Genomic DNA, 26,088 nt, shown 5'->3' with positions numbered 1-26,088 from the left:
TCTCCTAGTCGATGTCACGTAGGGAGGAACGGCGGCGGGCGGCTTTCTCGCGGTCACGCTGATCGAGGATGCGACCGATCTCCTGGGCCAGGGCGCGTTCATCCTGGCCCGGCGAGCCGTAGACGTTGATGGTGATGGAGTCACCGCTGGTCTGCGCAGCTACGGCCGGTGCGCTGACGGCGGGACGATGATCGATCGGCACATCCGCCGCGGCTGTCATGCCGGCGGTACCGATCGCAATGCCAGCCCCTGCCTGGGCCACTCGCTTGGCGATATCACGTACCCGCTTGGCGGGTTCGTCGCGCTGGGCATCGAGCCCCACATTCAGGCCGTCGACGGTGTAGCGGCCGAACTGAGCGAACACGCGCGAGGGTGAGTTGATCCCCAGTTGTTCCTTGAACCAGCCGCCGACGCTGTCGCCCAGGCCGGTAACCTTGTCCCGGAGCGCTTGCCATTTGGCTTCGATGCCACTGATCAGGCCGTCGATGATGTTGCTGCCGAATTCGCTGAAGCTGGCCGGGAGTTCGACGTTGAAATAGTTCATCACCCCAGCGAAGGCACGGTAGAACAGGCCCAGCGGCGAGAAGTCGAGGATGAGCGCGGCAATGCCGCCCAGGCCGTTGTTGAAGGCTTCCTTGACGGTCTCCCAGCGTTGGGAGAACCAGTCACTGATCTTGTCCCAGTTCCTGTAAACCAGGTAGGCGGCGCCGGCGAGGGCGGCCGCTGCGGCGACGATGGCCATGATCGTCAGCGATACCGGATTGAGCGACAGCAGGGTGAGGGCATAGCGCACCATGGCGATGGGGCCCAGTACCGAGGCCAGCATCATGGTCAGGGCACCACCGCCCGCCACGACAGCCGCCAGTACGGCCGCGACCGTCGTCAGCGTGCTGGTCAGGCCGGGGTTTTCCTTCATCCAGTTGCCCACCGCCCGGGTGATCTCGGTGATGTTCTGGATCAGCTGACGCAGCGGGCCATCGTTGGTATCGGTAATCGTGATGCCGATCTCTTCCCAAGCACTATTGAGTCCCTGTAGGTCGCCCTGGATGTTGTCCGCCATGGTTTTGGCGACACGCGCGTTCTCGCCGGCTGCGTTCTCGAGGATCTCGACGAACTTCTCGACGCCGGCGGCGCCCTGCTGGGCGATGAGCTCGGCCATGCCGGCACCGGGTTCCTCGCCGAAGATATCCTTGAGATAGGCGGCGCGGTCAGCGTTACCCATGTTTTCGGTGGCCTTGGCCACGTCGGCGAGGATCTTGGGTACGTTACGCAGGTTGCCTTCGGCATCCTTGGCGTTGACGCCCAGGTCCTCGAGCGCGCTGGCAGCTTTGCTCGTTGGTGCGGAGAGGCGTGTCATCATCGCGCGCAGGGTGGTGCCGGCCTGGCTGCCTTGGATACCCACGTTGCCCAGCAAGCCGGCCATGGCGGCGGCTTCCTCGATCGAGACGCCCATCGCCCGGGCCTGGGGCGCAACGTACTTCATCGACTCACCGAGCATCTCGAGATTGACGTTTGCCCGGGTGGTTGTTGCGGTCAGGACATCGCCGACACGGCCCATCTGGGCGGGGTCGAGCCCGAAGCCGGACAGAATGTTCGAGGAGATATCCGCGGTACGGCCAAGATCGGTGCCGTTGGCCTTGGCGAGGTTCAACATGTCGGGCATGGCCGCCATGATCGCCTCGGGATCGAAGCCGGCCATGGCCAGGAAGCCCTGAGCATCGGCGGCCTGGGTGGCACTGAATGACGTGCTCGAGCCCAGCTCTCGCGCCTGGTCGCGCAAGGCCTGCATCAGTGGATCGTCCTTGTTCATGCGGGTCAATGCCTGCACGCGGGACATGGCGGCGCCATAGTCGACGCCCGGGGCGAGCATTCGCGCACCGCCATAAAGGGCCGCGCCACCGGTGGCGGCACCGGTCGCACCGACACCGGCCATACGGTTGATGCGGCCCATCGATCGGCCATAGGCCTGGCTGGCCTGTGCCGCGCGGCGCTGCTGTTCCGCCACGCGTTTCAGGCGGGCCTGCTGTTGCTCGATCTGCCGGTTGGCGGTGCGGATCCGTCGGGCCAGTTCGCCTTGCTGGTTGTTGAGCGAGCCGGTAACGCCGTCGACTTGTCGCATCTGGGTGCGCAACTGCTGCAGCTGCTGCTGTTCGCCCTGGTACTGCTGCTTGAGCTCACGCGCCTTGCGGATCGCGGCGTCACGCTGCCGTGTGAGCTGCCGGGTGGGGCCTTCGGCATTCTTGATCTGCTGGGTGAGTTCGCGTACCTGGCGCTGCTGGTCATCCAACGCCCGGGCGGTCTGCTCGCTGTTGCGTTTGAGGTTGGTGAAGCCGCGCAGGTTCTTCTGCGCGGCCTCGAGGGAACGAAGCTCGTCACGGCTGGCCTTCAAGGCCTGCGCCGTCTTGCCGCTGCCCTGGGTGATCTTCTTCAGTGGGCCGGTGGCTTTGTCGATCGCCCCCAGGAGTACTTCGAGTTTGAGCGGTTTGGCCACCGGTGGCTCCTTTTAGTCTTCGTTCTTCAATCAGCGTCAGGCTGGGTGCGCCGCCGGGCGCGTTCACGCCACTGCATCAATTCGGAGAGGGAGAAGCCGGCGCAGTCCGCCGGCGTCCAGTGGAAGGCGATAGCGAGATCCGCCATCGCCTCTTCGACGTGCTCGGGCAGGCTTATGTCAGGCCCCGCCGCACGGCCTAGGCGGTCTCGCCCTTGGCCCGCTTCGTCAGCAAAAAACCGGCGATCGCGCCTCCGATCTGCACCAGGTCGGCGGGGTCGAGGTTGCGCATCTCGGGCTCGGTCAAGGCCGGGCTCGACAGGCGCGGGGTGAGCTTGACCAAGGCATCGACCTGCAGATGCAGCACGTCGGAAAGTGCCAGGCCGCGCAGCTCGCCGGAGCTGGGCTTGCGCAGGAAGATCTTCTCGATGGTTTTCTCGCCGCGCTGGATGGGGCTGTCGAGAGTGATTTCTTCGGTGTTCGCTTTGTTGGTCATGGTGTCGGTTCCAAACAGTGGTAGAGGGTGGATGGCCTGTGATTACAGGCCCAGTGCCCGGCGGCGAGCGGCGTAGCGATCCTCGCCGTTGACGATGAACACCAGCCCGGGCACGTCGATCTCGATGACGGTCACGCCATCGATCTCGAGCTTGTAATAGCTGCATGTGGTGGTGACCTGGTGGGCGGTGTTCTCGCCGGCCTTGGCATCGCCCATGGCGATCTGCTGGTGACGGCCGCGCACCACGACGCTGACGGCGGAGGTCTGGCCCACGTCGTCACGCTCGTAGAAGCCTTCGAAGCGCAACAGGTCGGCATCCAGGCGGTTGGTGCCGAAGTTGTCGAAGATCGCCGGTACCAGGCCGCCAATCGTCCATTCGAAGGTGATCTTCTCCCCGCCCAGGTCGATATCGACCGGGGCGTCCATGCCGCCACCGCGCCACTCTTCCATCTTGCGAGCGAGCGGGGGCAGCGTCAGCGTGTCGACCAGGCCTTGCCAGTTGTCGCCATTGCCGAACAGGTTGAGGTCCTTGAGTTTCTTGGGCAGTGCCATCGGTTAGCTCCTAGCCGTTGATCCGCGCGGCGAAGTCGACAAGGTACTGGTCGGTGATTCGCTGCTGGAACATGAGGTTTTCGAGAGGCGGCACGGGCGTGTAGTCGTAATCGATGTACAGCTTGCCGGCCTTGAGGGTGGTCTCGGAGTTGGCCTGCTCGTTGAACCAGGCCTTGCCGTCGATGATGTAGCCCAGTGCCTTCCACTCGCGGAACTTGGCGTTGAGGCCTTCGATGATGTCCTTCACCAGCGACGGGTGCATGGGCTTGTCGACGGCCCACATGTGCGCCTCGGCCATGGTGTCGGCCACCACCTGGGCGGTGCGGGTGTAGTTCTCGAACGGGAACAGGCCGTCGGTATCGCAGGTGCGCGAGCCCCAGAAGCGGTAGCCGCCTTGGTTGATCAGGGTGGTGACGTCCGCGGCGTTGAGCACACCGGCATCGGTCGCTGGATCCTGCAGGTCCCAGAACACGTCCTTGGAGATACCCGTAACGCCATTGACCGGCACGTTGGAGAGCGTCTTGTGCCAGCCGACGCTTTCATCCAGGTAAGCGCGCAGGCCGAGTGCTCGGGCCACGGCAGAGAGCGTGACGGTGGTACCTGCGTCGGTATCGAAGCCGGTGAACTCCGGCCACAGCACCATCACTTCGCGCTGACCGAAATTCTCGCGGTACATCACCGCTTCGGCGACAGTCTCGCACCCGTGTGCCGATACATAGGTAAAGGCCCGCAGTTGCTGGGCGATGCCGGCGAGCTCGGCAGCCACATCGACATCGTCGAGCTCGGGCACGCCCAGGATGCGCGGCTTGATGCCGAAGCGCTGATGCGCAGCGAGCAACGCCTTCATGCCGGTTTTCTGGCCGGAGGCGGTCACGGTACCGATGACATTGGCCTTGGTTTCAGCGTCGTCGATGCCCTCGGCCACGCGCACCACGACGATCAGCGGCTTGGCCTGGTCGGCGATCGCATCCAGGGAACGTTTCAGCGTGCCGCTAATGCCGGCGTTGCCGATCGCGGCATAGACATCGGTGACGAGCACCGGAATATCGAGGGGGAAGGGTTCGTCGATGCCGCCGGCAAGGTTGGTGAAAGTGACGCTGCTCAGTACGCCCAGGCCGGTCTCACTACCTGGCAGCGCAGCGGTGACGAGAGCCGAGGCGTCGGCGTTAGCGTTGACAGCGGTGACGACATCCTCGGCGGTACTCGCAATATCGCCCTCGAGATCGGTGGCCAGGCTGATTGTGATGTCCTTGGCGGACACACTCACGGCCAGGGCCTGGGAGACGTCGCCGGGATCGACATAGCGAATGCGGATCTGGTTGCCGGCACTGCCAGCAGTGACCGCGGTATAGATGACGCCGGTATTGGCGGCGAGGAAGTCGAGTGTCAGCGTGGCCGCGATGCCGGGTTCGGTATCGGGGGCGGTCGCGACAAGCCCGATCACTGCCGTACTGACGGTTCGGATCGGTCGCGTCCCCTCGTTGATCTCGGTGACGCGTACGCCGTGGTGGTAGTCGGTGGCCATGTGGGCTCCTGCGCAGGTTCAGCGATAAAACATGAAATCACGCAGGTATCGTGCGGGGGCGAGCAGGGCAGGCGAAGTGGTGGCGGGTGTAAGATGCGGGATTCACACCGGAACACTGATTAAGGGGATGTATGGACTGGGCCCAGTTATTCGATCTTGCAACCTGGATCAAGTGGATCAACAACATCTTCTCGAACACAGGCAATACGATTGCAGCGGCTGCCTTGCTGGTGAGCTTCGCTACTGCCTGGACGACTCGCAAGCATGGGCGGATGTCTGTGATACCTGCTTTTTCTGTGTGGGCATCGTACCCATCCGAGGAAGATCCAGAATGTGCGATCACGTTGAGCAACAAGGGGTTCGGGCCAGCGATCGTGACGTCCATGACGGTATGGAATGGTAAGAAAAAAATCGAGGGTCGGTTTCATAACATGATGCAGCGGCTTATCGAGGATGCCTTCGGTGGATATCTCGTCGAAATTGTGTATACATCCAGCGTAGAAAAGGGGCACGCGTTTGGCACCGGTGATGATCTACTTCTGGCCCGCTTCATCGTATCACCAGGATTAGCCAGAGAAGATATCGAAACGTTCAGTCAGTTCATGGCGCCTCTGGCCTTCACATTAAAGTTCAAGGATATCTACGGAAGGAAATGGGTCTACGCCATTGATGAGTTCTCGGGATATACCTATCGGGAGAGCATGCTGAACCCTTGGTATCTCTGGGCGCGGTTCATCAAAGGAAGGAAAATATAAGCCCGTTGTAGTTCGGTTGATTGTTAGGCTGTGAAATGTACCGTCTTGCTTAACTAGAAAAATAGGAGCCAATGTGGAGTTATTTCATTTCTTCCAGACATCTGAATTTATCGCAGCCCTGTTTGGTGTGGTGGCTGGTTTCTTTTTTACGCTTCTGTCAGATGTGGCGAGGTCTTGGGTCAGGAGGGTTAACAAACGGAGACAGATTAGACAAGAAGTGGAAATGATTTATAGTGTGTCTCTGAAATCGTTAGTCGTTCATATCGAGAATGACAAGATCAAGAGGGGGAGTAAGGAATCTCCCTTAATGTGCCCCAGTTTCGACACGACTATCATAGACGACAAAGATCTTATGCTGGATGCTGGATTGAGTATCGAACAAAGACAAATATTGATTTCGCTGAAAAATGTAGTGGGAGGGATATCAATAGAGTTCGACAAGATGAACGGAAAGGTTTTGGAGCTATCTCCTAAGTTTGGGTGGGAGCCTATGAATACTACGTTGTGCCATTATTTTTCTTTTATTATTTTTAATTGTGAACAATATTTAGGAAAGATTGGCGTCGATTTGATAGAGCCATTAAATGGACCTCAGTTTAGGGAGAGGAATGAAACGCTTCTCTTAGACATTGAGAAAAGATATTGCCTCAAAATTCCACGTGACATACCAGTGAGTTCGGTCGTGCCCGGGTGAGAAGCTTCCGATTTTTTCGAAATCACCCCTTGTACGGGGCAAGGAGCAGCGACTGGCGCTGCTCTTCGCACGAGGGGACTGAACCGAACCGTTGCGCTGATGCAGTTGCTAGCAGCGAGCCTTCACCTGGTGACAGTGTTGATCCAGGTGGGATCGTTGTTGGGATTGCAGTAGCGTAGTGAAAGCCAGCCCGCTGGATGGCGGGCTGAATGCTGGTAAATAAGGTGCAGAAACTGCTATGTTGGCGTTTCACTCATGTCGGGAGACACCAAGTGATGTACCTACCTACTCATACCGCTGTACGTTCTCTTCCTGCCTCTGCTTATGCTGGCTCTGCCTTTTGTGATTATCGATTGGAAGCGCCGCCACTCGATGAACCGCTAGTGGTCGTTTTCCTCCAGAACGGGATCACGCAGATGCGCTATGTCACGCTGAGGACAGAAGCCGACCGTGAAGGCATCGAGGTATGGAAACGGACGGCGCCGGCTGGCTAGACTCAAAGCTACCAATCTATGGTTTCTAGCATGATCCGGTCACCGGCCTGCTTTGCAGCTTTCACCTCGTCTTCGAGGCGCTGGCGGCGGCCGGTGGCCTGGCCATGCGCGGTGGTGAACGCATCGGCCTTGGCGAGAATGCGCGACACCAGTTCCGCCTTGCCGATCGGCCGTTCGACGAGCATGGCGTCGAGGTAAGGTGTAGCCGGCTCGTCTTCCGGTACTGCACCGGACTGCTGCCACAGATCCCAGTCACGGGCTTCCCTATCTTGCTTATCGAAACTGAGCGTTTCGGCGTCGGGATACTCATTGAGGATCGTGGCCATGGCAGCGGTATAGCCGGCGTTGATGCGACGCATCGCGGCGGCGGCGAGATTATCGAGCGGCTCAGGCGGCACTTCGTCCAGGGCATCAGCCGGCGGTTCGATACCTAGCTCGCGGATCTCGTGACGTTGGCCGTCGGCAGTCCAGTAGACGTGACCACGCCAGTCGGCGACGACTTGCCAGGCACCATTGATGGCTTGGGCTGCCTCGTGCTCACCGGTCAGCGGCGGCGCGACAGTCATTGCATCGCCGGGAACTTTGGGCTTACGGCTCATGGGGTCGAGTGGGCATTCTCGGCCATCGGGGTCGATAACGGTCTGGTCTACGGGGCTGATGTCCCAAATTCGCATGGTGTCGGCCTCAAATCTTGGTCAGATAGATAACAGCGTTGTTGCGGGGGCGGGTTTCAGCGCTGTAATTACCGCCAATCCAATTTGTACCAGTCGGCGATCCATTGTTGTTGTCGTCATGATACGTTCCTACATACTCACCGAGTACGGGCCCGTCGTTGATAGAGCTGGTGGCCGTAGTCCTCTTCCAATATTGATCATCGACGCCCCAATGCCCGGTACCAGTGTTTGACATTCCCGTTGGCAACGAGTGGACGTGGCGCTCCACTGCATGCCATTGGTGATCGGCAAACGCGACACGATCCGTGTCGATTCCACGCCCATGGTCCCAGCCGCGTTTGAACTCACCACGATCATCGGGAAGATTGAATGTTGTTGCTCCATCACCTGCGCCGTGAGTGGTGCCGTAGACAGCGAAGATGCGCCGATAGTCGGTCCTACCTACTACTGCTCCGTCGTTTTCGATATAGCCCTCGGGCAGTGTTTCCGAGCGCCATTCGATGACGGTACCGGGTAGCACGCCGTGCCATTCCATCCACACATGCGGCCGGTTAGCGGCATTGGTGGGATCGACGCCTTGAACCGTGCCGGCCTGGTCGCGGTCGTAGAACTCATAGAACCTGCCGTCACTGCCGCGTGTGATCTCGCCGGTGTTATAGATGCGGCTTGCGTCGTAGGTCGCGAACTGGTCGCCAGATCGGGAATCGGCAATTGCCGCTTTCATACTCGCCGCGTCGGGGAACTTGTCGGGGGTACCGTTCTTAGCTTCAGTGAGCGTGGCCTTTTCAACAAAACCGAGAGCCGTGGTAGTGGCGGCAGGATGGTTTCGGCTCTGCTCGTGGGCGGCGATGCTGTCATCGGCGTACTTGCGGGTAGCCAGCACCACGCTGGGATCCACCTTCAGCGTCACAGCAGCGGTGTCGCTGACCTGCATCACGAAGCGAATCGTCTGCGTTCGGCCGCTCCCTTCCGACAGTACCGGCTTGTAGGTCTCGGGATAGTTGCCGTAGGCGATGAGGTCGCCGTCGCTATCGAACAGACCGATCTCGCGGATGGTCCAGCCGCCGACGTCGGGCGGTAGCACTTGCTCAACGACGATCCAGTTGGGATTGTCGGGGTCGGTGTCGCTGGTATTGATCGGCGCGCGGCGCACTTCGTTGACGAGGTTTTCCCGGTCGCTGTCCGGTACCGGCAAGCTTCCACCGCCGTCGCCGACGGCGAGCTCGCTGATGGTGATGGTGCCGCCCAGGGCGATGGCGTTTGCAATTTTCGCTTCGCCGATGGCTGTGGGCAGCGTGTAGTACTGGGGCATTGTCGGCTCCTACTGCGGGTAGACCGTGGTGGTGTCGATGACGTCGAGCCCCGCGCCGATGTAGAGCAGACCGGCGCTCTCCGTGGTAGGGGCGGCATAGGGGTAAACGGTGGTGGCGTGGCCGTCGTAGACGGCGGTGCCGAGATACAGCGGCCCGCGGGTCTCGCCGAGCAGGTCGAGGCCGGTGATGTGGCGCGTCAATGGCTTGGCGTCGTCAACCAGGCGAGTCAGTTCGTCGTACATGGCATCGGTGATGCCGGTATCGAGCACGCCGATTCTCAAGGCAAAGGTACCGCGCACGCCTTCGGGCTGGGTCTGCCACCATTCGGTGACTTCCAGCAGATAGCCGAGTGGCTCGACTACACGACGAAGCGCCGAGATCGTGCCTTTCTTGCGGTGCACGTAAAACGAGCTGCGGATCACGTCCCGCTTGGCCGCTTCCGACCAGTCCGGGGCCCAGCGGTCGACGCTGAATGCCCAGGCGAGATAGGGCAGCAGGTGTGCCGGGCAGCGATCGGGATGCCAGAGATCTCGCAGCGGTACCGGCACACGTTCGATCTCAGACAGAGCCGTCGCGGCGGTGCGCTCCAGGAACGTCGCGTTGGGCGGTAGCAGCGTCCAGGTATCAGCCATTGCTTGCCCCCAGCGTGACGTCGATCCCCGTGCAATTTCCGGCCTGAGTGAGGTCGAAGAGGATGTGATCAGCCGGTGAGATCAGGTCTACGTGCTCGACCCCCTCGACATGCAGAGCGGCTTCAATCGCATCGGTGTAGATGCTGCGGCCGAGTTTGCGCTGCTCGTTGCGGTACTTTTCGGCGCGGGCCAGGGCGCTTTCAAGAATGAGCTCCTGCTCGGGGCCGTGGCCTTCGTACAGGTGCAGCACGGCTTGGATGGCGTAATCGGTGATCGCTGCGGATTGGACGGTGACCCGGTCGCCCACCGGCCGGATGTCTTCAGGGGTGAGTGCGTCGTAGACGATGTCGAGCAGATCTTGTGGTGCCTCGCCATTGCCTAGGCGCGAGAGCACTGTGATCAGCGCATCGCAGGGTGCTGGCGAGATCGCGCGTGCATCGGCCACTCGACCATCGGCACTGCGAGCGTAGAACTCGTAGGCGCCGGTTGGGCCGGCGACACTGAGTCCCTCGAAGGCCTCGGGACCGCGCAGACGCAGGTCCTCGTCCGGTTCCAGTGTCGGCGGGACCGGCGGTACGGCATTCGGATCACCTGGGTCCACTGTCAGACGCTGAACATTGAAATTTGCGACCAGGTTGTCGAGATCCTCGCTCTTGGAGTGTGCAACCATCACGGCCTTGGCCGCTTCATTAACGCGCTGTCGCCAGTGCAGCTCGCGGTAGGCGTTCTCTTCACAGAGCTTGGTCAACGGTTCGGACTCGAGCTCGAGTAAGGCGGCAGTGGCGTCCTGTTGATCGGCAGGGAACAGCGCGACCAGGGCAGCCTTGCGCTCGGCGAGGATGGTCTCGTAGTCGAGCGTCTCGACGACTGTCGGGGCCGGTAGACGCGAGAGGTCGATAGGGCTGCTCATGCGGTGGCTCCGGTTGCGGTGCCAAGCGGCACGGTAAGGCCGACGGTTTCACCGGTGTCGGTGCGCCGGGCGGTCATTTCGAGGATGAGCGTGCCGGGGCGATTGGCCGGGGCGAGGCGGGTAATCTGCTGAACGCGGAGACGTGGTTCCCACTTCATCAGCGCCACGACGGTGGCGGAGTAGGCGCGTAGCGCCGTGGCGCCATGTAGCGGCTGGTCAATCAATTCGGGCAGTAGCGAGCCATACTCGCGACGCATCACGCGCGAGCCGATCGGTGTGGTGAGGATGTCGCTCACCGACTGCTGGAGATGCTCGAGCTCGTCGAGTGCGCGGCCATTGCTCGCATTCATACCAGGCATCAGACGACATCTCCCGACGTACCATCACCGGGCTGGACGTCGTTGTGTTTGTGGTTGCTGCTGATGTCCTTGCCGTTACTGGTAACGGCACCGGTAAAGGCGACATCACCGGCCATCGTGGCTGTCTTGCCGGCGGGCTGACTGAAGTTACCGTTCAGGGTCAGGTTGCCGTTGATCACGGTGTTGGCATTGATCGTCGCGCCTGCGGCAGCCGTGGCGGTCAGCTTGGCCGCGGTGGTCACGGTCACGTCACCCTGGGTATTCATGGCGGCGCTACCGGGCAGAGTGGCCTGCAAATGGCTTGCGGCGTGGTCGTACTCGAGCACAGCTCCGTCGGGGAACGTACGGCGCCATAGGTTGCCGCTATTCGCCGGGGCAGGGTGTGCGTCGGAGTACAGCCCGACCAGGGCGACACCGGCCGCGGGATCGCCGCCAGGCGAGAACAACACCACCTGTTCGCCGACGGTGGGCGGATCCCAGTCGCGAGTGGTACCGGCACGCAGCGAGATCCATGGCCGCCAGTCAGTGAGCAGCTCACCGGATCTGACACGCACACGCGCATCATCGTGATCCACCTCGGCGATGGTGCCCAGGCGGATCAGGTTATGGATCAGGCGGAGAAGGTCGGCGGCGTTATTCATGCCGCTATCGTGCGTGGCTATGCAGGGCAGGCGAAGCGGGCGCGGGTGTGGCTGGGGTGATTTACACCGGTGTGATGTGGGGGCTTGCCGAAGCCAAAGCATGTAAATACAATGTATTTACAAGGAGGGCGAATGGACATCCATTTTCAACATCGTGGCACGACATTCGTCTGGAATGATGCTAAGGCCAGCGGAAACCTGAACAAGCACGGGGTGAGCTTCGAGGAAGCCGTTACCGTTTTCGATGATCCCATGCTGGTAGTACAGGATGCATCGCGCAACGATCAGACTCGCGATGCGGTGATCGGCTTCGATTTGCATACACGGCTGCTGTTCGTGGTGTACGTCGAAATCCAGGATGACGGTCTACGTATCATTTCGGCACGTCGGGCCACACGTAAAGAGGAGGCGATCTATGCTCAATGACACACTGAAAAAGCGTCTGGTGAAGGACCGCCCCATGACTACTGTGACCTTGCGAGTGCCTGTCGATGTGGTGGAATCTCTCAAGACGATTGCGCCGTTGAAGGGCTTTCAGGGATATCAGACTCTCTTGAAGGCGTATGTCAGCGAGGGACTGCGCCGCGATGAGGCGCAGTATCTTGATGATGGTGTTCAGCGGTTGGTCGAAGCGCTGAAGGCACGCGGGGTGCCGTCAGATGTCATCGAACGGGCGGTGAACGATATGGCCCAGGCCCACTGAAACCATTTCAGATGACTGACACGATACGCTCTGCCGCGACACGGTAGGGCGTTTTCGTTTGGGAGCGATCAGCGATCCAAGCGGGTTAGATGATCGATCAGCGTGTCACGAATAATGGTGCGATCCTCGGCGGTGAAGCCGAGTAGCTCGCGTTGGGGGTAATCGATGGTCGGGCCGTTGCGATCGACCCGGTCGCGCATGCCGTACTGGTGGGCGCGGACGATGCGGGCCACGCTGCCGAAGAAGCCGAGCTCCGCCGTATCGCCTTGAGTCGTGGCCTTGAGCCACTTGGTGGTGGCCAGCTTGCTGAACATGGCCCGGCGCTTGATGCTGCCCTGCTTCGCTCTCCACCGTTGTGGCTTGCGAGGGGTATAGGGAGTGCCATCGGGGTTGCGTTGGGCTTTGATTCGCTCGCGTTGGCTGCGCCTCAGTTCCCTCGCGATCGAGCGAGCCAGTTGGCGGCGCTCCTTGGCCTCGAGCTTGGCAAGCAGCGGAGCGGCCCAGTCTTCCAGGGCTTGCAAATCGTCAGCCATCGGGAGCATCCCATTCGCTGGTCAGCGTCCAGTCCTGTTCACCGGGGCCCCGGGTGGAGAGCTGCCAGTGCGTGGCCATGCATTCATTGCTGGCAAAGTGCGGTAGGGCGTGCTCGACCTGAATGCTGCCCGTCTCGCAGTCGACGCGGGCAATGACGCGCTCGGTGAGCCGCAGGCGCAGGGCGAGATCCACGGACTTGTTGTTGTGGATCTCGGCTTCGAAGCTGATGGCCTCTCCCGGATCGACGTCGGGCTGGTAATCGGCGATCCACTGCAGCAGCGGCAGCATGACCGTGTCGAGATCCTCGCTGAAGTCGGTCAGTACCAGCTGGGCAGCGAACTGATATTCGTGCGACAGGTTGGGGCCGCGGTGAAACTCGATGCTACCTTCCTCGACGAAGGTGAGCAGGCGATCGGGATCCCGGGCGAGTCCCGGTACCGCGTTGATCAGGTGCGTGCGTAGCAAGTGCAGTTTCTTCATTGGCTCAGGCTCTCGACGAGTCCGTTATGCCGAGTTGCACAGCCGTGATACTGGCTGGCCCAGGCGGACATAGTGAGAGCGACATCGCCACCGGTGCCGTCACTCAGTGGCGGCAGCGTCTCGGGGCAGCGTGTCAGCAGGCTCTGCTGGATCGGGCGCGCGTCCTTGGGCGGCGGCGTTGAGCAGGCGGATAGCGTCATGCTCAAGACACACACGGCGATAAACAGGCTTTTCGATCTCACGAATGATTCCTCTGTCGATGACTCGCTCGCTGGCTTGAAGCTTGGCCAGTCGTTGCTCGACTCCCTGGGCAATGCGCGACTCGCGGGCCATGGCGGCATCAATCGCCGCGTTGGCGGCCTGCAGGGCGGTGAGGCGCTCAGCATCTTCCAGCCAGCCCCGGGCGAACCAGCCGCCTCCCACCAGGGCTGCGGCTGTGATGGCGTAGGCCGCTAGGCGCAGGTTCATGCAGCGAGCTCCAGGGTGCCGGCGTGGCGACGGTAGGCGGCGGCGAGTTTGGTGTCGTAGTCGTTCTTTTCGAAGGCCGGTCCGTTGTAGCGACTGGCGAAGTCGCGCCAATCAAGGCGACGCAGCGCTCGATGTAAGGCGGGATCGGCTTCGATGAAACGCACGAAGGCATCGAGCTGGGCGGCTTCGTCCTGTTTCATGGCTTCGGCAAACGCGACGGCACTGGGGTAATCCAGGTGCTGCCAATGGAAGCCCATGATCTGGAACAGCCCCCAGCTGGAAGATTCGATCGCGGCCGTCTGGTGGATATGCATGGCACGTAGCAAACGGCTGTGCTCGCGTGGGCCACCGATGTAGCCACCGGGCTTGTCGTTGACCAGGTCGGGGTGCTGCTGCTGATGCGGTACCGGGTTGATCTCGTGATGGATCAACTGGCGGCGCATGATGTGACGTTCGAACAGAATTACCGGCTCGCCATGGCGGGGGCCGCCGACATGGAAACCACGGCCGCGTGACTCGACTTCGTTGACGGCCATGACGGCAGCGAGATCGACCTTGAGAAATTCGGCGGCAAGCACCAGGTCGATCTGGCGCAACGCCAATGGGTTTGGCTTACCCCGCTGCAGGGCTTCGAGCGTCTTGGGGCCGGCGATGCCATCGATCACCAGCCCATGGGTGAGCTGGACAGCACGTATGGCGCGCTCGGTCTCGTCGCCAAACCATCCGTCGACTTCGATATCTTGCCCCACGCGCATCAGATTGCGCTGCAGAGCTTCGACGCGGTACCCGGTATCACCGTTACGTAGCAGCATCAGACCCTCCGCAGCTGAATGATGTGGGCGACATTGCCCCGGGCTCGCATTACCAGGAAGGCGAATACGGCCATGACGACAGCCACGCCCCATCCTCCCGAACAGACCTCGGCGCCGGTAAGGATGCGGACTGTCGAGGTACCGGTACCGGCGATGAGCAGCCAGGCGGCGATCGAGTATCCCAAGCGATGGCGAGAGGGCCCGCGCCGGAACGTGAGCAAACGCAAGCAGATCACCAGGGCGGAAAGCAGGATGATCAGCGAGGGTATGGTCATTTCGGGCGGCCTCCGAGCAGGGACTTGAGATCAAGTGTCTTGACGCCCTCGATGGCCCGCAGTCCCGCGGTGACCGCCGTGGCGGATGCGATGAAGGCGGACACGGCACTATGCGCGATCCAGTCGCTGAGCAGGGCGGGGCCGCCCAGGTAGCCGATCAGCAGGCTGATGACCAGGTAGGCCAGGCGCTCGAAGAGGGCGAGATCGCGAGCGCTGATGACGAACAGGCTGGCTCCGCAGAACGCGCCGATCACGGCGTTGGCATCGATGCCGGGCAGCATGCTGATCAGCGTGGCTGTGCCGGTGGCGGTTGCGGTGGCGGTAAGGGTGCTGGGTTCGGCCATGGGTTCCTCTGCATATGTTCGCGCGGCGTGGAGCGCGGTCTTCAGTCCCACAGCTGGACGGTTTTCGTGCGCTGCGGTTGTTGTGTGATGTCGGGAAGCCGGACCGGCGTGCCCTGCGGCAGCACCGGGCCGAGCTCGGCGATTCCTGGGTTGAGCTCGAGCACCTGCTCGGTGATGCCCGCTGTCTGGCCGAACACGCGGTGACAGATGGCATCGAGGGTGTCGCGCTGATGGGCGTAGACGGTGCGCGGCATCAGATCAGCTCGACTGTGCTGTGTGGGCGGCCTTCGATCTCGGCGATCGCCCAGATGGCGTCACGCCGATACGCATCGGCCGGATCCGAGACACGCTCGGCCCGTTCGTGGCCGCTGTTGGTGGTGTCGTAATCGGCGTAGCGCTCGAGCAAGCTGGCGTGGGCCATGGAATAGATGGCTCGCTGGTAGAGTCCCTGGTAGACGCCAGGCGCTTGCCAGACCGGCGTGGGTACCGCATCGATGGTCGCGTGGCCGGCCTCGACCTGCTTGGCCTGCCAGTCGCGTAGGGTGCGATTGACGGTGGCGATCGCGGCAAGCAGGGCGCCTTCGACACGAGCCGGGGTAATAGTGCCGTCCAGGCGATGTGACTCACGGAAATCGTCTGGCTGGATGTCGGGCCAGAAACCGTTGTTGGTGACGGGTTCGGCAGTGGTGCTGGTGGTACCGGTGGAGACGAAGCTGCTCATCAGGGTTCCTCGTTAAAAGGGGGTGGGCGGCATGGCATCGCGGGAAACCGCTCCTCGATACACACCGCGCCCCCTGACGTCGGCGGTCGACTCGGTTGAGCCGATCGGGCCCGTCAGGCCTGATCGGCGGCGTCTTGTTGCTGGTGTTGGGCTTCGGCCTGGCGGATCTCGCGCTCGAGGCGCTCGATGTCCTTTTTCACGCCGACCTTGTCGTTGAGCTCCAGGGCACGTTCCAGGGTGGCCAGGGCTTCGCTCAACTGGCCGGCGGCGCGCAGGGCATAGCCCAGGGACTTGAAGAGCTTGGCGCGCACCTGGTCATGCATGTCGGCCTGACGTGTCAGGACCTCGACATCGATCAGGTGCGTGACTAGGGCAAGCACATCGGCGCCCTCGGCATCGAGCAGCTTGAGGGCCTGATCGGCCACTTCTTCGGCGATGATCGCGGCGGTACCGCGCTCGAACTGGTCGGGTGGATTGAGATCGTGCTTGATGGCGTAGCGGGCGATGGCCACCGCACCGGCAATGTCGCCGGCATCGATGCGCCACAACATGACGCGCATCAACACGTCATCCTGGGCCCCTTGGCCAAATTCCAGCACGCCGGCGACATAGTCGGCGTAGTTAGGCAGGATCTCGCGCTTGATCTCGGCCTTGCGCTCCATCGACTGGGTCGACTTGAGGCGGCGGTAATCCTCGAACAGGGCGGCCTGCATCAGCTCATAGGCGGCGCCCTGCATGGGCTGGTCGCCAGCGTCAGCCGCAGCGAGCGCTGCGGTGACGCGTTGAAAGTGGCGGCGGGCGGGACTGGTCATGATGGCTCCTTATCAGACGCTGAAGTCGCCCAGATCGATGTTTTCGATCAAGCAGCCGGCACCGAAGTCCTCAACAACATAGGCGTCATTCGAGGATTCGTAGTTCTCGATGCGGTTACGCTTGGGGTTCTCGGTGACATAGCGACGGCGCGCGCCGTTCTGCCAGTAGATCGAGAGGTTATCCAGCGTGGTGACCATGATGGCGTTGTCGGGGAAGAACGGAACGTCCATGCCCTGTAGTCCACCGATGCGCTTCTGGCTGATGACGACATCGGCGGCCATCTGCTCGGTCGGCGGCTGTTCAGTGTTGAGCAGCGGGAAGTACTTGTCGGACAGGAGATCGCGACCGACCAGCACGACCAGGCCGGGCACACGCTGATACCAGGGTTCGAGCAGGCTGTGAACGGCGTCATAGACCAGTGCGTCGAGGTTGGCGTAGTCGCCGCCCTTGCCGACTTTGACCGTGCCGGCCGTGGCTCCGCCGGTCATCACGCGGGCCGGGGCTTGGGTGCGGTAGTGCTGCAGCCAGCCGATGTTGACGTCCTCGAGCATCGGGTTGGCGACGCGATCGGTCTGCGCCGCGGCACTGGTGCCGTTGAAACCGATGGTCATGCGGTCGAGCGCCTGCTGACGGACGATTGCGTCGCGGAGCAGTGCTTGAAAATTCGGGAACTTGGCCCAGGCGTCGATCTTGTTGTAGCCGAGGTGGGTATCGAACTCGGTCAGCCGGCACTCATAGCCGTTGGGATCGAGGGTCGACAGGTCGCGGGTTTCACGATCCTTGGTGCTGACGTCGGTACGTCCGGCGATCGGGCCGGAGACGCCGAGGCCGAGCTTCTCTCCCTTGAGCTCATCGACGCCGATCATGTTGATGCGGTTCAGGAAGTCGCTGGACTCCTGAATGCGCTTTTCCAGTCGCTGCTGGATGCTGGGATCGACGGCGAACTTCTGAGTGGCATCGGGCACGCCGTTGAGCTTCGCCACCTGCGTAGCGAACTGATTGAACAGGATGCGGGTATCGTTGCGCATGAGTGGGTCGTTTCCTTAGCAGTCGGTGACGATGGCGCCGTCGGAGCCGGTGGCCTTCGAGCGGTGATGGTGGGTGGAGGGCTCGTTGTCGAGCTTGTTGAACAGCTCGTCGAAGCGGGCCTGAAGTGCCTCGTGCGCCTCCTTGAGTTCGCCGAAGGCCTGGGCCGTGGCGCGACCGGCGAGATCATTCTTCAGCGCGTTGTGCTTCTCGACGAACAGCTCCAGGGTCTGCTCGAGCTCGGTACGGAACGCGGCGAAGCCCGCGTCGGTCTTGGCGTCGTGCTTCTTGAACAGCGCCTTGACGCGATCGGCCAACGAGGGGCCTTTGTCTTCTGGGGTGGACTCGCTGAAATCGAATGCCGTTTCGACGGCGGCGGAGAACAGGTTGTCCGGACGCTGCTTGCGACCGGCGAGCGGGGAATCCTTGCCGGCTTGTGCACTGAACTGGAGCATCGAGGTGCCCAACGAGGCGGGGGTATCGGTCACGGCCAGGCCGACCAGGTAGGCTTCGCCGCTGTCGGCAAAATCCAGATCGACTTCCATCGACGTGTAAACCTTCTGGCGCTTCTCGACCAAAGCCTTGAGCTCGTCGGTCGGGTCGATCTCGGCGAACAGTGCCAGCTTGCCGTCGTCGCCTTTCTCGGTCTTCAGCGCTGTGACGTCGCCATAGGCCTTGAACGGGCCATCCGGCAGCAGGCCCTTGATGTGCTCCAGGTTGATCCGGCAGCCGTACTTGGCCGGGTCGAAGTTCTTGGCCATCTGGGTGAGCCATTCGGCGCTGATGGTGCGGCCATCAGTGGTAGCGCCTTCGGTTGCAATGCGGTGCCAGGGCATGAGTGGTCCTCGGCTGGTTTAGGGGCGGAGAGGTTGCCGTCAGGTTCCGCGTACATGCGGCTTGGCTCAACGCGTTCCCGGTGTAGATCGGACCTCTTACACCGGGCCCGGCAATATGGGCATCGCGCGCGCGGGTACGCTGGGCGGCATGACGCCAACGACCGACATCGAAACCGATAACTCCCGACTTTCCGCCCGGCACCTCTACTGGATGGGGTGGCGGATCGCGCACATTGCTGAATATCTGGATGTTCCGCGTGCGACGATCGATAGCTGGAAGAAGCGCGACGCCTGGGATGACGCCACTCCGAGCCAGCGTGTGGAGGGTGCGCTCGAAGCGCGTATGGTCCAGCTGATCTGGAAGGAGCAAAAGGAAGGCAGGGACTTCAAGGAAATCGATCTGCTGGGCCGACAGATCGAGCGGCTGGCCCGGGTGCACAAGTATCAGGAATCAGGCCGCGAGAGCGATCTCAATCCCAACATTGATCGGCGCAACGCCGGCCCTAAGCGAAAGCCCAAGCAGAACGATGTAGGCGACGAGGGAGTGATCCAGATCGTCGAGGCCTTCGAGGCGTCATTGCTCGACTATCAGCGAGACTGGTACCGGGCGAAGGAAACGGAAACGATCCGCAATATTCTCAAGAGCCGGCAGATTGGCGCGACCTGGTACTTCGCTCGGGAAGCGATCGCTGATGCCCTGGAGACAGGCCGGAACAAGATATTCATGAGCGCTTCGAAGGCTCAAGCCCATATCTTCAAGAACTACATCGTGCGTTTCGTGTTCGAGACCACAGGGGTGGAGCTCAGGGGCGATCCCATCATCCTTCCCAACGGTGCCGAGCTGCACTTCCTGGGTACCAACGCCAAGACGGCCCAGGGCTATCACGGCGACACCTATCTGGATGAGTACTTCTGGATCCATGGCTTCGCCCAGTTCCAGATGGTGACGTCCGGGATGGCGATGCAAAAGCAATGGCGGGAGACCTATTTCTCCACGCCGTCATCGGTCACCCATGAAGCCTATCCGTTCTGGACGGGGGATCACTTCAACGAGGGGCGCCCCAAGGCCGACCATATCAAGCTCGACGTGTCCCACAGCGCCCTGGCGGGCGGTCGACGCTGTGAAGATGATCATTGGCGCCAGATCGTGACCGTCGAAGACGCAGTAGCGCGCGGTGGCGACATCCTGCTCGACATCGACAAGCTTCGGCGCAAGTACAGCCCCGATGCGTTCAAAAACCTGCTGATGTGCGAGTTCGTCGACGACACCCAGAGCGCCTTCCCGCTGGCCATGATGCAGAAGTGCATGGTCGATAGCTGGGACGTGTGGCGGGACATCAAGCCATTCGCGCCGCGACCCTATGGCGAGCATCCAGTGTGGATCGGCTACGACCCGGCCGGCGATGGCGAAGATGGCGACGGAGCGGGGTTGGTCGTAGTGGCGCCGCCGCGGTCGATGACCGGCAAGCATCGGGTGCTTGAGCGTCATCGCCTCAAGGGGCGCGACTACGAGGCCCAGTCCGAATTCATACGCGACGTGACCCGCCGCTACAACGTCACCTTCATCGGCATCGACACCTCGGGCCTGGGCGAGGCCGTCGCCCAGCTGGTCGCCAAGTTTTTCCCCACTGTGACCCGCTATCGCTACACACCCGAAGTGAAGGCACGGCTGGTCATGCAGGCCCAGCAGATCATCAACAAAGGACGGTTGGAATACGATGCCGGCTGGACGGACCTCGCCCAGTCGTTCATGGCGATTCGGCGCGAGCTGACCGCCTCCGGCCGCCAGATCACCTACACCGCGGGTCGCAACAACCAGACCGGCCATGCAGATCTGGCGTGGGCGACCATGCACGCCCTGCAAAACGAACCACTCGACGGACCGGCCGATCACGGGACCGGCCGATCAATGATGGAGATGTATGAATGAGCGAGCTCGCAGAAAAGCCACGCGTCCGCGTGCCTGCCTATCGTGTCGACGACAACGCATCGCCTCCGGCGAAGGTCGAGGCGTTCAGTTTCGGCGATCCGGTACCGGTCACCGACGGCTACGACTTCTTCTATACCGGCTGCTGGATGTTGGGCACGGAATGGTATGAGCCGCCGGTCGACTTCCCGGCGTTGTCGCAGACCTACCGGGCCACGGCGCATCACGGCAGCGCGATCCAGGTGAAACGTAACATCCTGGTGCGGTCGTTCGTGCCACATCGTCTGCTAAGCCGCCAGGCCTTCAGCGCCCTGGCCACCGACTACCTGGTCTTCGGCAACTGCTACCTCGAGCAGATCCTTGGGCGACTGGGCAAGCTGCTCGAGCTGCGCCCGGCACGGGCCAAGTACGTGCGCCGCGGTGCGGATCTCGAGCGTTATTTCTGGGTACCGAACTGGGCAGAGCGGACCGAATTCCCGCAGGGCAGCCTGATTCACCTGCTCGAGCCGGACATCAACCAGGAGGTCTACGGCGTGCCGGACTACCTGGGCGCGCTGCAGTCGATCTATCTCAACGAGAACGCCACATTGTTCCGGCGCAAGTACTACCTCAATGGCAGCCATGCCGGCTTCATCATGTACGTGTCGGATCCAGCCCAAAACCAGGAAGACATCGACGCCATGCGCACGGCGCTGAAGGAATCGAAGGGCGTCGGCAACTTCCGCAACCTGTTCCTCTACAGCCCCAATGGGAAGAAGGACGGCATCCAGATCATCCCGATCTCGGAAGTAGCCGCCAAGGATGAGTTCGCCTCGATCAAGAACATCACCCGCGACGATCAACTGGCCGGCCACCGCATCCCGCCGCAGCTGATGGGTATCATCCCCAACAACACCGGCGGCTTCGGTGACGTGGAGAAGGCCGCCCGCGTCTTCGTCACCAACGAGCTCGAGCCAGTCCAGGCCGTCTTCAGCGAGATCAACGATTACCTGGGTGAAGAGGTGATCCGGTTTCGGCCGTACTCGCTCGATGCCGCCAAGCCGTCACCGATCGGCACCGTGACCTGACCGCATACCGGCAAGCAGCCACTTCGCCGCCCACCTGGGCGGCTTTTTACTCACGGTTTGCATTGAATGAGCATGGAGCGATTTGTAACGGTATTACCGAACATACCGTATTGAGTAGCTGAGACCATAGTTCCCTGGTCACCAGTTCTCTCAAGGATGGTATAGCCTTTAGCGCCACACAGCTCACCAGCCTTTTGCGCGCATTCCCCCCAAGTGAGAGCACTTCCAGAGCAGTTGATGCTATAGCCCTTTTGTCCACTTGGTGTGTAGGTTTCCTTGGCCGTAGCACAGGCTGTAAGCGCAACAACTACTAGTAGATATAGAGCTACCCTCATTGTTCCCTCCGTCCCCCTATGTACGCTGAGGCTTACGCCTTCCCTCCATTCAAGAGTATTGCTTGTTTCAATATGTTGCCACGGCCTTATTCGAGACCTTCGTCTCGCCTCCTGGCGCGCCGTCGACACCCCGCCCCGCCTGCGCGCTAAACCTGTCAGTTTTTGTGCAGCCATGCGTCTGGCTGGAAACCACGCAGGCTCTGGGCTTCACCACGGTCTGGTAGCCGCTTTTTTCCATGCGGAATCATGCGAACTCAACGCCACGAAGAGCAGCAAACGTGGAGGGGACGATCTCAGGAGATGGGGGGTGTACGGAAAAAGGTAATAAAGGTTAGGTCGGTGAAAATCTGCCGTAACACGTTGTTTCGTAGGGATGAATTTCTAACCCCTGAAGGGTTAGAAAAGGTAATGAAAAAGGTTAGGTTTCCATAACTATCTGTTTATAAAGGATATTTATTTTCTCTCATCACACCTTTTTGAGGGGTAATGAAATTACCTCGTTATTACCTTTTTCTAACCTTTTTGCCTTTCCATTTTTCTGAGAAATATCAAAGGTATATTCTGTGCTTCGTGTACCTCATTACCTTTATTACCTTTTTCCGGACCCCCCACGAATTTTAGCGAAAGGGCGCCTACACGCCTGCGTACACGCACGTCACGCATGCGTCCTTCATATCCAGGGACTGGCCTGGGACTGAGAATTAGGGAATACTGCTCACCTAGTCTTTTGGAATCAGTAGTTTACCGTTGGTGGCAAGGTTGTGCTGGGGTTCGAATCCCTCCCTCTCCGCCATAGGATTTTGAAGGGGAATCAAGCGCTTAGCTTGATTCCCCTTTCTAGTTTCTGGTCCTTGGGAACGGTTTTGGGAATATTTCTGGGAATGCTTATAGATCGAGGAACGTTTCGATCTCGTGTAGGGATCTAGATCCTTATCGTCATGCAGACGAAGCGCCTCTAGGCGTGGTTGGAGGGATTTGCATCCAGACTGAGTGCTTGTTTTTATGTGAACTATAGTTCACACTCGTTGTCATGAAGATCATCAGCGAGACAGAAACCTATGCTGTCTGGTTCGCCAAACTGCGAGATCGGCGGGCCAGAGCGAAGATCCTGGCCAGGATACGCCGCGTGGAGTTAGGCAATTTTGGCGATTGCGAACCGGTTGGTGAAGGCGTATCCGATGCGAATTCACTATGGACCGGGATATCGTGTGTATTTCGTGCAGCGAGGTTTTGAGCTGGTGATTCTCTTGGCCGGTGGCGATAAGTCTAGTCAGGCCAAGGACATCGAAGTCGCGAAGCAATTGGCTCGCGACGTGTAGGAGGTTCCATGAGCACACTACGTAAATGGGATGCCGTTGATCATCTGAATACCGAAGAGGATATGGCTCTGTATCTCGAGGCCTGTCTCGAGGAGAACGACCCGGCTTTGGTGGCGGCTGCCCTGGGCGACATCGCTCGAGCTCGCGGTATGGCACAACTCGCCCGCGATACGGGACTGACTCGCGAGGGGTTGTACAAAGCACTGTCTGCCGATGGCAATCCCAGCTTCGCAACAATCATGAAAGTGATGAACGCCCTTGGTTTCAAGTTGCACGCTGAAGCATCCTGAAGCGACGATTCACCCATTGTTCCTGTGAGAGATCGCCCCATCGCAATGCGGTGGGGCGATCTTGTATGGGTGTGCTAAGCGATCGGAGCCGTTTAGGTGATCGATCAGTGCATTTCTGATCAACTGGGCTCGGGCCATGCCGGCTTCATTATGTACGTATCGGATCCGGCTCACAATCAGGAAGACATCGACGCCATGTGTCCGGCCCCGAAGGAATCGAATTACGTCTGGAATTTCCTCTACTGCCTGTGGCCCAGCCCATCAATGCTCCACGCCGAAGACGCTCTTCAGGTATCTGACGTAGTCCGTGTCGCGAGAGATCGTCTTGCCCGGTTCGTCGGAGATCTTGGCGACTGGCTGGCCGTTGCATGACACCATCTTGATGACGATATTCATCGGCTGAACGCCGGGTATGTCGCAGGTGAGGCTCGTGCCGATGCCGAAGCTGGTCCTGATGCGGCCTTCCAATGCGGTCTTGATCTTCATCGCCTTGTCGAAGGTCAGGGCATCGCTGAAGATCAGTGTCTTGGTCATGGGATCGATCCCCAGTGTCTCGTAATGGCGAATGCATTTTTCGGCGAATACGATCGGGTCGCCGCTGTCGTGGCGCAGCCCATCGAATAGCTTGGCGAAGTACAGATCGAAGTCGCGCAGGAAGGCATCGAGTGTGATGGTGTCGGTCAACGCAATTCCCAGGTCTCCGCGGTACTCCTGCACCCAGGCTTCCAGTGCGGCACGTTGGCTATCGACCAGTCGACTGCCCAATTGCTGATGTGCCATCACCCACTCGTGCGCCATGGTTCCCATCGGGTGGATACCATGACGACGGGCGATGTCGACGTTGCTGGTGCCGACGAAATTCCCGGGGAACTCTTTTGCGAGGACCTCGACGATAGCCTCCTGCACCGGCTGTGATAGACGCCGCCGTGTACCGAAATCCGCCAGGTTGAAGCTGGCTAATTGTTCAGCGGGATAGGCATCGCGCAAGGTATCGAGCTTGTGGCGTAGCTGCTCGATGGCTTGGTCGATACTGACATTGGGATACAGGGCACGATTGCGCACTTCGCTGATGATCGCCAGGATCACGATCTCAAACAGGATGCTGTGCGACCAAGGGCCATCGATGACGATGCATAGCTCGTTCCCCTCCATGTAGACATCGACATATTCCGGGCGGAAGCGGAACAACTCCAGAAAACGAATGAAGTCGGGCGACATGTAAGAGAAGGTGCTGAGAAAGGCCGACTCTTCCTTGGTCAGTTGGAGCGTTGCCAACTGATCGATCTGCCTGCGTATCTCACCGATATACGGCTCCAGATCCTCGGCATTTCGCGAGCGAAATTCCCACGTCACGCTGGCGTTGGGGTACTTGTGGTGAACCCCCTGCATCATGGTGACCTTGTACCAGTCGGTATCCAGCAGTGAGGTGATAATTGGCCCTGCGGTGCGGTAGGTTGCCTTCATCGTTGCTTCCATGTGTTGGCTATTATCGATGTTGTCTTCAGGAGGTTATCCATCCTCGTGGCGTTACGCTACTCTCTAGAAATGCCAAGGGAGCGGCCTATCACGCATCTATCCGTGGGGGACATCACAATGATATTTCGCAGCTTGCTTTATGCCGCTGCCGTGGCCCTGCCGCTGTCAGTGTGGGCCCAGGCACCCAATCTCACACCCGGTGAATGGGAGTTCGTCACCAAAACCACGGTGGAAGGGGACGTCCCGATTCCCGAGGAAACTCAGACTAATCGTGAATGCTTGACCCAGGAAGTCCTTAATGAGGCGAATGAAGGCCTCATTCAGGAAGAAGAGGGGTGCAAGGTGCTCGAGCAGAATGCCAGTAGTGATGCGATGAACTATCGGATGGTTTGTATGGGTGAGGGTGGTGAAGCCATCATCGTCGGCGATATGCAATATATGGTCGATCGGGCCAAGGGCACCATGCAGGTGGAAACGACGACCCCGATGGGTGACATGACCATGAACACCATGATCGATGGTCGTCGTATGGGGGATTGCTGAACCTCAACCGGGAGCCGCTTTACTGTATTCCGCCTCCGTGCCTTCGGGGAGATGCTTGACCCACTCCTTGGCAGCCTCTTTGTCGTGGGTGGCGAAGACACGCACTTCCAGCGGCTTGAACAGGCGGCTCTCGAGTTGTGCGATGGGCCGGACCCAGCGCCGGTCAGTCACCGCCGCCGCACGGTAGAAGTGTTGCAGATCGCCGAGTTGGGTCAATCCATAGCCTAAATCGCGCAAGACCGCGGTGGCGGTCATCCAACGCATCTCGTCGATCTCGGCATAAAGGCTCACTCGCGGTTGGGTCTTCTTGACTTCTTCGATGGCGTCGATGGCTTGTTGCAGATCATCGACATCGACCCGTCCACTGGCCCGTATGGCTACCACATGGGCAGCACCGGGCGGAAGCAGTTCGATCATAAGAACGTATTCTCCTTGGAAAACGCTGAATGACTGCTTATGTGGACTCAGTGCAGTGGTGCCTCGTTCGATGGTTCATTCAGCGTTTCCTTGCACATACCTGTACTTGAGCATAGCAGGGTGGAGCTACAGGGCGCCTGTCGGCGCCAATCGCGCAGCAAAGCTGCGC

At 60.4% G+C, this 26,088-nt stretch carries 33 protein-coding genes; 9 read left to right on the top strand and 24 right to left on the bottom strand.

Translation table 11 applies throughout. The annotated features are described in order from the left end of the window. Positions 1–4: 4 nt before the first annotated feature. The 5 genes from L861_RS07275 to L861_RS07260 are packed head-to-tail and all read right to left on the bottom strand — an operon-like array spanning position 5 to position 5,061. Entirely contained in the window at positions 5–2,491 is a 2,487-nt protein-coding gene (locus L861_RS07275) for a phage tail tape measure protein (protein WP_016416410.1), read from the bottom strand. Positions 2,492–2,517: 26 nt separating this feature from the next. Then, positions 2,518–2,637 (bottom strand): GpE family phage tail protein, encoded by a 120-nt coding sequence (locus L861_RS24065; RefSeq protein ID WP_016416409.1) that lies wholly within the window; start codon positions 2,635–2,637, stop codon positions 2,518–2,520. A gap of 50 nt (positions 2,638–2,687) precedes the next feature. Next, complete coding sequence (locus L861_RS07270) at positions 2,688–2,984, bottom strand: phage tail assembly protein (protein WP_016416408.1); 297 nt, start codon at positions 2,982–2,984, stop codon at positions 2,688–2,690. Between the two features lie 42 nt (positions 2,985–3,026). Beyond that, positions 3,027–3,536: a phage major tail tube protein gene (locus L861_RS07265; protein WP_016416407.1), complete on the bottom strand. Its 510-nt coding sequence runs from the start codon at positions 3,534–3,536 to the stop codon at positions 3,027–3,029. Between the two features lie 10 nt (positions 3,537–3,546). Then, entirely contained in the window at positions 3,547–5,061 is a 1,515-nt protein-coding gene (locus L861_RS07260) for a phage tail sheath protein (protein ID WP_016416406.1), read from the bottom strand. 131 nt (positions 5,062–5,192) lie between these two features. On the opposite strand from L861_RS07260, the gene L861_RS07255 reads away from it, so the two are divergent. Both L861_RS07255 and L861_RS07250 read left to right on the top strand, forming a co-directional pair. Continuing rightward, the gene (locus L861_RS07255) at positions 5,193–5,816 is read left to right on the top strand and encodes a hypothetical protein (protein ID WP_016416405.1); all 624 of its coding nucleotides are present in this window, start codon (positions 5,193–5,195) and stop codon (positions 5,814–5,816) included. Positions 5,817–5,889: 73 nt separating this feature from the next. After that, complete coding sequence (locus L861_RS07250; RefSeq protein ID WP_016416404.1) at positions 5,890–6,510, top strand: hypothetical protein; 621 nt, start codon at positions 5,890–5,892, stop codon at positions 6,508–6,510. Positions 6,511–7,012: 502 nt separating this feature from the next. Here the strand turns inward: L861_RS07250 and L861_RS23580 are convergent. The 6 genes from L861_RS23580 to L861_RS07215 are packed head-to-tail and all read right to left on the bottom strand — an operon-like array spanning position 7,013 to position 11,533. Beyond that, on the bottom strand, positions 7,013–7,678 hold the full coding sequence (locus tag L861_RS23580; RefSeq protein WP_051283747.1) for an HI_1402-related protein: 666 nt from the start codon (positions 7,676–7,678) through the stop codon (positions 7,013–7,015). Between the two features lie 10 nt (positions 7,679–7,688). Continuing rightward, on the bottom strand, positions 7,689–8,990 hold the full coding sequence (locus L861_RS07235; protein ID WP_016416401.1) for a phage tail-collar fiber domain-containing protein: 1,302 nt from the start codon (positions 8,988–8,990) through the stop codon (positions 7,689–7,691). A 9-nt stretch (positions 8,991–8,999) separates the two neighbouring features. Continuing rightward, positions 9,000–9,623: a phage tail protein I gene (locus tag L861_RS07230; protein ID WP_016416400.1), complete on the bottom strand. Its 624-nt coding sequence runs from the start codon at positions 9,621–9,623 to the stop codon at positions 9,000–9,002. After that, positions 9,616–10,533 carry a baseplate J/gp47 family protein gene (locus L861_RS07225; protein ID WP_016416399.1) on the bottom strand — a complete coding sequence of 306 codons (918 nt, stop codon included), beginning with the start codon at positions 10,531–10,533 and terminating at the stop codon, positions 9,616–9,618. Before L861_RS07225 ends, L861_RS07230 begins: the two co-directional genes overlap by 8 nt. Continuing rightward, the gene (locus tag L861_RS07220; RefSeq protein WP_016416398.1) at positions 10,530–10,892 is read right to left on the bottom strand and encodes a GPW/gp25 family protein; all 363 of its coding nucleotides are present in this window, start codon (positions 10,890–10,892) and stop codon (positions 10,530–10,532) included. Before L861_RS07220 ends, L861_RS07225 begins: the two co-directional genes overlap by 4 nt. Beyond that, entirely contained in the window at positions 10,892–11,533 is a 642-nt protein-coding gene (locus tag L861_RS07215) for a phage baseplate assembly protein V (protein ID WP_016416397.1), read from the bottom strand. The genes L861_RS07220 and L861_RS07215 overlap by 1 nt, the downstream gene beginning before the upstream one ends. Before the next feature lie 132 nt (positions 11,534–11,665). On the opposite strand from L861_RS07215, the gene L861_RS07210 reads away from it, so the two are divergent. Together L861_RS07210 and L861_RS07205 are read left to right on the top strand one after the other, a co-directional pair. Further along, positions 11,666–11,959, top strand: coding sequence for a BrnT family toxin (locus tag L861_RS07210; protein ID WP_016416396.1), 294 nt, complete (start codon positions 11,666–11,668; stop codon positions 11,957–11,959). Then, on the top strand, positions 11,949–12,236 hold the full coding sequence (locus L861_RS07205) for a hypothetical protein (RefSeq protein WP_016416395.1): 288 nt from the start codon (positions 11,949–11,951) through the stop codon (positions 12,234–12,236). Before L861_RS07210 ends, L861_RS07205 begins: the two co-directional genes overlap by 11 nt. 68 nt (positions 12,237–12,304) lie before the next feature. Here the strand turns inward: L861_RS07205 and L861_RS07200 are convergent, their stop codons facing one another. The 11 genes from L861_RS07200 to L861_RS07145 form a co-directional block, all read right to left on the bottom strand. Next, on the bottom strand, positions 12,305–12,769 hold the full coding sequence (locus tag L861_RS07200) for a phage virion morphogenesis protein (protein WP_016416394.1): 465 nt from the start codon (positions 12,767–12,769) through the stop codon (positions 12,305–12,307). Continuing rightward, positions 12,762–13,250, bottom strand: coding sequence for a phage tail protein (locus tag L861_RS07195; RefSeq protein WP_016416393.1), 489 nt, complete (start codon positions 13,248–13,250; stop codon positions 12,762–12,764). Before L861_RS07195 ends, L861_RS07200 begins: the two co-directional genes overlap by 8 nt. A 99-nt stretch (positions 13,251–13,349) precedes the next feature. Beyond that, positions 13,350–13,718, bottom strand: coding sequence for a hypothetical protein (locus tag L861_RS23575; protein ID WP_016416392.1), 369 nt, complete (start codon positions 13,716–13,718; stop codon positions 13,350–13,352). Then, positions 13,715–14,530, bottom strand: coding sequence for an N-acetylmuramidase domain-containing protein (locus L861_RS07180; protein ID WP_016416391.1), 816 nt, complete (start codon positions 14,528–14,530; stop codon positions 13,715–13,717). The genes L861_RS23575 and L861_RS07180 overlap by 4 nt, the downstream gene beginning before the upstream one ends. After that, complete coding sequence (locus L861_RS07175; RefSeq protein WP_016416390.1) at positions 14,530–14,805, bottom strand: phage holin family protein; 276 nt, start codon at positions 14,803–14,805, stop codon at positions 14,530–14,532. The genes L861_RS07180 and L861_RS07175 overlap by 1 nt, the downstream gene beginning before the upstream one ends. Further along, on the bottom strand, positions 14,802–15,149 hold the full coding sequence (locus L861_RS07170; protein ID WP_016416389.1) for a putative holin: 348 nt from the start codon (positions 15,147–15,149) through the stop codon (positions 14,802–14,804). The genes L861_RS07175 and L861_RS07170 overlap by 4 nt, the downstream gene beginning before the upstream one ends. A gap of 41 nt (positions 15,150–15,190) precedes the next feature. Then, positions 15,191–15,403 (bottom strand): tail protein X, encoded by a 213-nt coding sequence (locus L861_RS07165; RefSeq protein WP_016416388.1) that lies wholly within the window; start codon positions 15,401–15,403, stop codon positions 15,191–15,193. Then, complete coding sequence (locus L861_RS07160) at positions 15,403–15,870, bottom strand: head completion/stabilization protein (protein WP_016416387.1); 468 nt, start codon at positions 15,868–15,870, stop codon at positions 15,403–15,405. The genes L861_RS07165 and L861_RS07160 overlap by 1 nt, the downstream gene beginning before the upstream one ends. 113 nt (positions 15,871–15,983) lie before the next feature. Beyond that, a complete protein-coding gene (gene gpM, locus L861_RS07155; protein WP_016416386.1) occupies positions 15,984–16,682 on the bottom strand; it encodes a phage terminase small subunit in 699 nt (232 codons plus the stop codon). A gap of 12 nt (positions 16,683–16,694) precedes the next feature. Beyond that, entirely contained in the window at positions 16,695–17,711 is a 1,017-nt protein-coding gene (locus tag L861_RS07150) for a phage major capsid protein, P2 family (protein WP_016416385.1), read from the bottom strand. A 15-nt stretch (positions 17,712–17,726) separates the two neighbouring features. Beyond that, complete coding sequence (locus tag L861_RS07145) at positions 17,727–18,545, bottom strand: GPO family capsid scaffolding protein (protein ID WP_016416384.1); 819 nt, start codon at positions 18,543–18,545, stop codon at positions 17,727–17,729. Positions 18,546–18,660: 115 nt separating this feature from the next. Here L861_RS07145 and L861_RS07140 point away from each other — a divergent pair, with 115 nt between their 5' ends. From L861_RS07140 to L861_RS07125, 4 genes are all read left to right on the top strand, one after another. After that, on the top strand, positions 18,661–20,475 hold the full coding sequence (locus L861_RS07140) for a terminase large subunit domain-containing protein (protein ID WP_016416383.1): 1,815 nt from the start codon (positions 18,661–18,663) through the stop codon (positions 20,473–20,475). Beyond that, positions 20,472–21,539 (top strand): phage portal protein, encoded by a 1,068-nt coding sequence (locus L861_RS07135; RefSeq protein WP_016416382.1) that lies wholly within the window; start codon positions 20,472–20,474, stop codon positions 21,537–21,539. The genes L861_RS07140 and L861_RS07135 overlap by 4 nt, the downstream gene beginning before the upstream one ends. 1,513 nt (positions 21,540–23,052) lie before the next feature. Then, positions 23,053–23,193, top strand: coding sequence for a type II toxin-antitoxin system RelE/ParE family toxin (locus L861_RS25290; protein WP_016416380.1), 141 nt, complete (start codon positions 23,053–23,055; stop codon positions 23,191–23,193). A gap of 8 nt (positions 23,194–23,201) precedes the next feature. Continuing rightward, entirely contained in the window at positions 23,202–23,483 is a 282-nt protein-coding gene (locus L861_RS07125; RefSeq protein WP_016416379.1) for an addiction module antidote protein, read from the top strand. Positions 23,484–23,744: 261 nt separating this feature from the next. On the opposite strand, the gene pncB is transcribed toward L861_RS07125, so the two are convergent. Beyond that, a complete protein-coding gene (gene pncB, locus L861_RS07120) occupies positions 23,745–24,947 on the bottom strand; it encodes a nicotinate phosphoribosyltransferase (RefSeq protein ID WP_016416378.1) in 1,203 nt (400 codons plus the stop codon). Between the two features lie 129 nt (positions 24,948–25,076). Here pncB and L861_RS07115 point away from each other — a divergent pair, with 129 nt between their 5' ends. Further along, positions 25,077–25,502, top strand: coding sequence for a DUF3617 domain-containing protein (locus L861_RS07115; protein WP_016416377.1), 426 nt, complete (start codon positions 25,077–25,079; stop codon positions 25,500–25,502). Between the two features lie 3 nt (positions 25,503–25,505). On the opposite strand, the gene L861_RS07110 is transcribed toward L861_RS07115, so the two are convergent. Beyond that, positions 25,506–25,919, bottom strand: coding sequence for a SpoIIAA family protein (locus L861_RS07110; protein WP_016416376.1), 414 nt, complete (start codon positions 25,917–25,919; stop codon positions 25,506–25,508). Positions 25,920–26,088: the final 169 nt, after the last annotated feature.

Origin of the sequence: Litchfieldella anticariensis FP35 = DSM 16096 (assembly GCF_000409775.1) — a bacterium.
Classification (GTDB): domain Bacteria; phylum Pseudomonadota; class Gammaproteobacteria; order Pseudomonadales; family Halomonadaceae; genus Litchfieldella; species Litchfieldella anticariensis.
Note: the sequence above shows the minus strand (reverse complement) of the source record. Positions and strands in the feature narration are given on the sequence as shown.

Coding starts and splice junctions, on each gene's coding strand:
- pncB (WP_016416378.1), bottom strand. CDS start 24,947: ATGAAGGCAACCTACCGCACCGCAGGGCCAATTATCACCTCACTGCTG.
- L861_RS07140 (WP_016416383.1), top strand. CDS start 18,661: ATGGGCATCGCGCGCGCGGGTACGCTGGGCGGCATGACGCCAACGACC.
- L861_RS07165 (WP_016416388.1), bottom strand. CDS start 15,403: ATGCCGCGCACCGTCTACGCCCATCAGCGCGACACCCTCGATGCCATC.
- L861_RS07270 (WP_016416408.1), bottom strand. CDS start 2,984: ATGACCAACAAAGCGAACACCGAAGAAATCACTCTCGACAGCCCCATC.
- L861_RS07210 (WP_016416396.1), top strand. CDS start 11,666: ATGGACATCCATTTTCAACATCGTGGCACGACATTCGTCTGGAATGAT.
- L861_RS07110 (WP_016416376.1), bottom strand. CDS start 25,919: ATGATCGAACTGCTTCCGCCCGGTGCTGCCCATGTGGTAGCCATACGG.
- L861_RS07200 (WP_016416394.1), bottom strand. CDS start 12,769: ATGGCTGACGATTTGCAAGCCCTGGAAGACTGGGCCGCTCCGCTGCTT.
- L861_RS23580 (WP_051283747.1), bottom strand. CDS start 7,678: ATGCGAATTTGGGACATCAGCCCCGTAGACCAGACCGTTATCGACCCC.
- L861_RS07215 (WP_016416397.1), bottom strand. CDS start 11,533: ATGAATAACGCCGCCGACCTTCTCCGCCTGATCCATAACCTGATCCGC.
- L861_RS07235 (WP_016416401.1), bottom strand. CDS start 8,990: ATGCCCCAGTACTACACGCTGCCCACAGCCATCGGCGAAGCGAAAATT.
- L861_RS07160 (WP_016416387.1), bottom strand. CDS start 15,870: ATGAGCAGCTTCGTCTCCACCGGTACCACCAGCACCACTGCCGAACCC.
- L861_RS07220 (WP_016416398.1), bottom strand. CDS start 10,892: ATGCCTGGTATGAATGCGAGCAATGGCCGCGCACTCGACGAGCTCGAG.
- L861_RS23575 (WP_016416392.1), bottom strand. CDS start 13,718: ATGAACCTGCGCCTAGCGGCCTACGCCATCACAGCCGCAGCCCTGGTG.
- L861_RS25290 (WP_016416380.1), top strand. CDS start 23,053: ATGCGAATTCACTATGGACCGGGATATCGTGTGTATTTCGTGCAGCGA.
- L861_RS07115 (WP_016416377.1), top strand. CDS start 25,077: ATGATATTTCGCAGCTTGCTTTATGCCGCTGCCGTGGCCCTGCCGCTG.
- L861_RS07135 (WP_016416382.1), top strand. CDS start 20,472: ATGAGCGAGCTCGCAGAAAAGCCACGCGTCCGCGTGCCTGCCTATCGT.
- L861_RS07150 (WP_016416385.1), bottom strand. CDS start 17,711: ATGCGCAACGATACCCGCATCCTGTTCAATCAGTTCGCTACGCAGGTG.
- L861_RS07175 (WP_016416390.1), bottom strand. CDS start 14,805: ATGACCATACCCTCGCTGATCATCCTGCTTTCCGCCCTGGTGATCTGC.
- L861_RS07180 (WP_016416391.1), bottom strand. CDS start 14,530: ATGCTGCTACGTAACGGTGATACCGGGTACCGCGTCGAAGCTCTGCAG.
- L861_RS24065 (WP_016416409.1), bottom strand. CDS start 2,637: ATGGCGGATCTCGCTATCGCCTTCCACTGGACGCCGGCGGACTGCGCC.
- L861_RS07260 (WP_016416406.1), bottom strand. CDS start 5,061: ATGGCCACCGACTACCACCACGGCGTACGCGTCACCGAGATCAACGAG.
- L861_RS07230 (WP_016416400.1), bottom strand. CDS start 9,623: ATGGCTGATACCTGGACGCTGCTACCGCCCAACGCGACGTTCCTGGAG.
- L861_RS07205 (WP_016416395.1), top strand. CDS start 11,949: ATGCTCAATGACACACTGAAAAAGCGTCTGGTGAAGGACCGCCCCATG.
- L861_RS07255 (WP_016416405.1), top strand. CDS start 5,193: ATGGACTGGGCCCAGTTATTCGATCTTGCAACCTGGATCAAGTGGATC.
- L861_RS07265 (WP_016416407.1), bottom strand. CDS start 3,536: ATGGCACTGCCCAAGAAACTCAAGGACCTCAACCTGTTCGGCAATGGC.
- L861_RS07125 (WP_016416379.1), top strand. CDS start 23,202: ATGAGCACACTACGTAAATGGGATGCCGTTGATCATCTGAATACCGAA.
- L861_RS07225 (WP_016416399.1), bottom strand. CDS start 10,533: ATGAGCAGCCCTATCGACCTCTCGCGTCTACCGGCCCCGACAGTCGTC.
- gpM (WP_016416386.1), bottom strand. CDS start 16,682: ATGACCAGTCCCGCCCGCCGCCACTTTCAACGCGTCACCGCAGCGCTC.
- L861_RS07170 (WP_016416389.1), bottom strand. CDS start 15,149: ATGGCCGAACCCAGCACCCTTACCGCCACCGCAACCGCCACCGGCACA.
- L861_RS07195 (WP_016416393.1), bottom strand. CDS start 13,250: ATGAAGAAACTGCACTTGCTACGCACGCACCTGATCAACGCGGTACCG.
- L861_RS07145 (WP_016416384.1), bottom strand. CDS start 18,545: ATGCCCTGGCACCGCATTGCAACCGAAGGCGCTACCACTGATGGCCGC.